This is a genomic window from Pseudomonas sp. GXM4 (assembly GCF_008923895.1).
Taxonomy (GTDB): domain Bacteria; phylum Pseudomonadota; class Gammaproteobacteria; order Pseudomonadales; family Pseudomonadaceae; genus Aquipseudomonas; species Aquipseudomonas atacamensis.
This window is the reverse complement of the sequence record NZ_WBRZ01000392.1, coordinates 1-3,823: the sequence shown is the minus strand read 5'-3', so window position 1 is coordinate 3,823 and position 3,823 is coordinate 1. Positions and strand designations below refer to the sequence as shown.

At 60.1% G+C, this 3,823-nt stretch carries 3 protein-coding genes; 2 read left to right on the top strand and 1 reads right to left on the bottom strand.

Annotation, left to right across the window (positions count from 1 at the left end; all coding sequences use genetic code 11):
* Positions 1-6: 6 nt before the first annotated feature.
* Positions 7-1,128 (bottom strand): sugar diacid recognition domain-containing protein, encoded by a 1,122-nt coding sequence (locus F8N49_RS26425; protein WP_151553193.1) that lies wholly within the window; start codon positions 1,126-1,128, stop codon positions 7-9.
* Positions 1,129-1,299: 171 nt separating this feature from the next.
* On the opposite strand from F8N49_RS26425, the gene F8N49_RS26420 reads away from it, so the two are divergent.
* Together F8N49_RS26420 and rarD are read left to right on the top strand one after the other, a co-directional pair.
* Positions 1,300-2,610 carry an MFS transporter gene (locus F8N49_RS26420; protein WP_151553191.1) on the top strand — a complete coding sequence of 437 codons (1,311 nt, stop codon included), beginning with the start codon at positions 1,300-1,302 and terminating at the stop codon, positions 2,608-2,610.
* Between the two features lie 285 nt (positions 2,611-2,895).
* Positions 2,896-3,777 carry an EamA family transporter RarD gene (rarD, locus tag F8N49_RS26415; protein ID WP_076562668.1) on the top strand — a complete coding sequence of 294 codons (882 nt, stop codon included), beginning with the start codon at positions 2,896-2,898 and terminating at the stop codon, positions 3,775-3,777.
* The last annotated feature ends 46 nt before the right edge of the window (positions 3,778-3,823 follow it).

Sequence of the window (3,823 nt, the reverse complement as noted above, 5' to 3'; positions counted from 1 at the left end):
GACAACTCATGTCAATGGATCAGTCTGCGGCAACAGCTGCACCCCCAGGTACAACGCCAGCATCCCGTCCAGCTTCAACGGATCAACCCCGCTCAACTCGGCAATCCGCTCCATGCGATAACGCAGACTATTGCGATGAATGCCCAAAGCCTCGGCGCAGGCCTGGCTCTGCCCGTCGTGCTCGCACCAACTGCGCAGCGTCGCCAGCAACTGGCCGTTGCTGTCCTTGGCGATGACTTTGCGCAGCGGCTTGAGCAGTTCGTCCAGCGCATCATCGTTGCGATGACGCCACAGCATGACCGGCAAGCGATAACGATTGAGCGTCAGCAGTCTCGAATTCGGCAGCACGTCTCGACCATACGCCAGCAGATCGCCGACCCGTCGATAACAGCGGCGCAACCCGGCCAGGCCATCCGCCTGCCCGCCGACGGCGATGCGCAGAATCTTCCAGCCGAGGCCATCGAGTTTTTCCAGCAGGCGATCGTGCTCGACGTTCTGGCTCGCCGGGCGACACCACAACAGCGAAGACTTCGCCGAACTCACACACCAACTGTCGGGATAACGCGAGTTCAGCCATGCACTCAATGCCTCGACGGTTTGCCCCGGGCCGTGCTCAAGCCCCAGTTCAAACAGATACGGCACACGCGTCAATTGCGGCTTGAGTCCCAACTGTTGCGCCTCATCGACCAGACGCGGCGAGTCCCCCGCCTCGCTCAACAGCAACGCCAGCAGATCATCGCAGCGCTGCCGTCGCCACTGCTGCTCGGCCTGCTGGTTGCGCTGACCGACGAGCATTTCGGCGGTCATGCGCACCAGCTCGGCGTAGGTGCGCAATTGCTCCGGCTCGCCAGTGATGCCAAGCACGCCGATCAAGCGCTGATCGAGCAACAGCGGCAGGTTGATGCCCGGTTGCACGCCTTTGAGGTGCACCGCCGTCTGCGCATCGATTTCCACCACGCGCCCGTTGGCCAGCACCAGTTGCGCGCCTTCATGCCGGGTGTTGATGCGCTCCGGTTCACCGCTGCCGAGGATCAGGCCCTGACTGTCCATGACATTGACGTTGTACGGCAAAATGGCCATGGCCCGGTCGACGATGTCCTGGGCAAGGTCGTGATCGAGTTCGAACATAGCGGCGGCAATCCTTCATTTCAGGCACAAGCGGTTGTTCAGCCGCACAGGGTCTGGCGGCAAACCCTGTGCTCAGGCACAAAGACAATCCGGCCAAAGGTGGCCGAGACTCTCAGGGCGATCAACGTTACCCTTTGCATCGCAAAAAATCATAATAAAGAGAGAGCCGCTATGTCGCAGAGCGCCGCAGCTACCCAGACCATCGACGACGGTAAAAACGCCGTCTACAAACGCATCACCCTGCGTTTGATTCCCTTCATTTTCATCTGCTACCTGTTCAACTACCTCGACCGGGTCAACGTCGGCTTCGCCAAATTGCAGATGCTCGACGCACTGAAATTCAGCGAAACGGTGTACGGCCTCGGCGCCGGGATTTTCTTCATCGGCTACGTGCTGTGCGGCGTGCCGAGCAACCTGGCACTGACCCGTTTCGGCCCACGGCGCTGGATTGCCTTGATGATGATCACCTGGGGCACGCTGTCGACCTGCCTGTTGTTCGTCACCACCCCGACCGGGTTCTACACCCTGCGCTTTTTCACCGGTGCGGCTGAGGCGGGTTTCTTCCCGGGCGTCGTGCTGTACCTCTCGCAGTGGTTCCCGACGTTCCGCCGTGGCCGGATCATGGCGCTGTTCATGTCGGCGATCCCCGTCTCCGGGCTGCTCGGCAGCCCGTTTTCCGGCTGGATCCTTAACCACTTCGCCGCCGGCCAAGGTGGCCTGGCCGGTTGGCAGTGGATGTTCCTGCTGCAAGGCATTCCGACGGTGATTCTCGGCGCACTGGCGTATTTCCTGTTGAGCGACAGCTTCGCCAACGCCAAATGGCTGACCGCCCACGAACGTTCGGTGCTCGAAGCCGACCACGCCGAAGACCTCGCCAACAAACCGAAAACCGCCACCGACTCGCTGCTTGCGGTGTTCAAGAACCCAGCGATCTGGGCCTTCGGCCTGATCTATTTCTGCATCCAGAGCGGCGTGTACGCGATCAACTTCTGGCTGCCGTCGATCATCAAGAACCTCGGCTTCAGCGATAACCTGGTGATCGGCTGGCTGAGTGCGATTCCGTACCTGCTCGCGGCGGTGTTCATGCTGGTCGTCGGCCGCTCGGCGGACTTGCGCAAGGAGCGCCGCTGGCACTTGGTGGTGCCGATGCTGATGGGCGCTGTCGGTCTGGTGATCGCAGTGAATTTCGCAGCGAATCCGGCGATTGCGATTCTCGGCCTGACCATCGCGACCATGGGCGCACTGACTGGTCTGCCGATGTTCTGGCCGGTGCCAACCGCGATGCTGAGCGCGGGCGCGGCGGCTGGAGGTCTGGCGTTGATCAACTCGATGGGGCAGATGGCCGGGTTCCTCAGCCCGTATCTGGTGGGTTGGGTCAAGGACAGCACTGGCTCGACGGATGCGGCGTTGTATGTGCTGGCGGCGGTGATCGTTGGCGGGAGTCTGCTGGCGTTGCGGATGACGAGGACGTTGCGGGCTTAATCAGAAGCGCAGATCGAAAGATCGCAGCCTTCGGCAGCTACTGTGGAATGCGTTCCCTGTAGGAACTGCCGAAGGTTGCGATCTTTTGCGTTTAAGCGGTGCAATCATGCATAGCGCCAGCCGACGCAACATCTATGCTGAATCTGCCGGCCGCTTCGCGAGCAGGCTCGCTCCCACAGGATTTGTGGCTCCTGGATGTGGGAAATAATGAGCATCCGCTCAATATTCAACACAAAAACCACGTATCCTGCGCGCCCCGTTCAACCATCACGTCGCGAGGACAGTTTGTCTAAGGGTATCGCTCTATCGGTTTCAGCCTCCGTGCTGTTTGCCGTCATGTATTACTACACGTCGCTGCTGACGCCTCTGAGCGGCGTGGAAATCTTCGGCTGGCGCATGCTCCTGACCGTGCCGTGCATGACCGTGTTCATGCTGGTTTCCGGGGAATGGCGGCGGGTGCTGGAGCTGCTCCGATTGATGGCGGCCAGGCCGAAGCTGATCGCCGGGCTGCTGGTTTCTTCCGCCCTGCTCGGGGTTCAGCTGTGGCTGTTCATGTGGGCACCGCTCAATGACTACAGCCTGGATGTATCGCTGGGTTATTTCCTCTTGCCACTGGCGATGGTGCTGACCGGGCGGATTGCCTATGGCGAGAGCCTCTCTTACCTGCAGAAAATCGCCGTATTTTTTGCCAGCCTCGGCGTGTTGAACGAGTTGTATCAGGTGGGTGGTTTTTCCTGGGCGACACTGGTGGTCGTGGTCGGTTATCCGCTGTACTTCGTACTGCGCAAATACCTGAAAACCGACAACCTCGGTGGCCTGTGGGTCGACATGACCCTGATGCTGCCGGTCGCCTACTGGTTTGTGCAGGGCGGCGAACAGGGCCTGGCCGTGTTCGATCAATATCCGGGACTGATGTGGCTGATTCCGCTGCTCGGCTTGATCAGCGCTTCCGCGCTGGTGGTGTACATCATCGCCAGCCGCTTGCTGCCGTTCAGTCTGTTTGGTTTGTTGAGTTATGTGGAACCGGTGTTGTTGCTTGCGGTGGCGTTGTTGCTGGGAGAAAGCATCAAGTCGGGCGAGTGGCTGACTTACATCCCGATCTGGCTGGCGGTTGTGGTGCTGGTTTTCGAAGGCTTCAAGCATTTGACGCGGCAACGCCGCTCTTAAAAGCAAAAGATCGCAGCCTTCGGCAGCTCCTACAGGAAAAATGCAT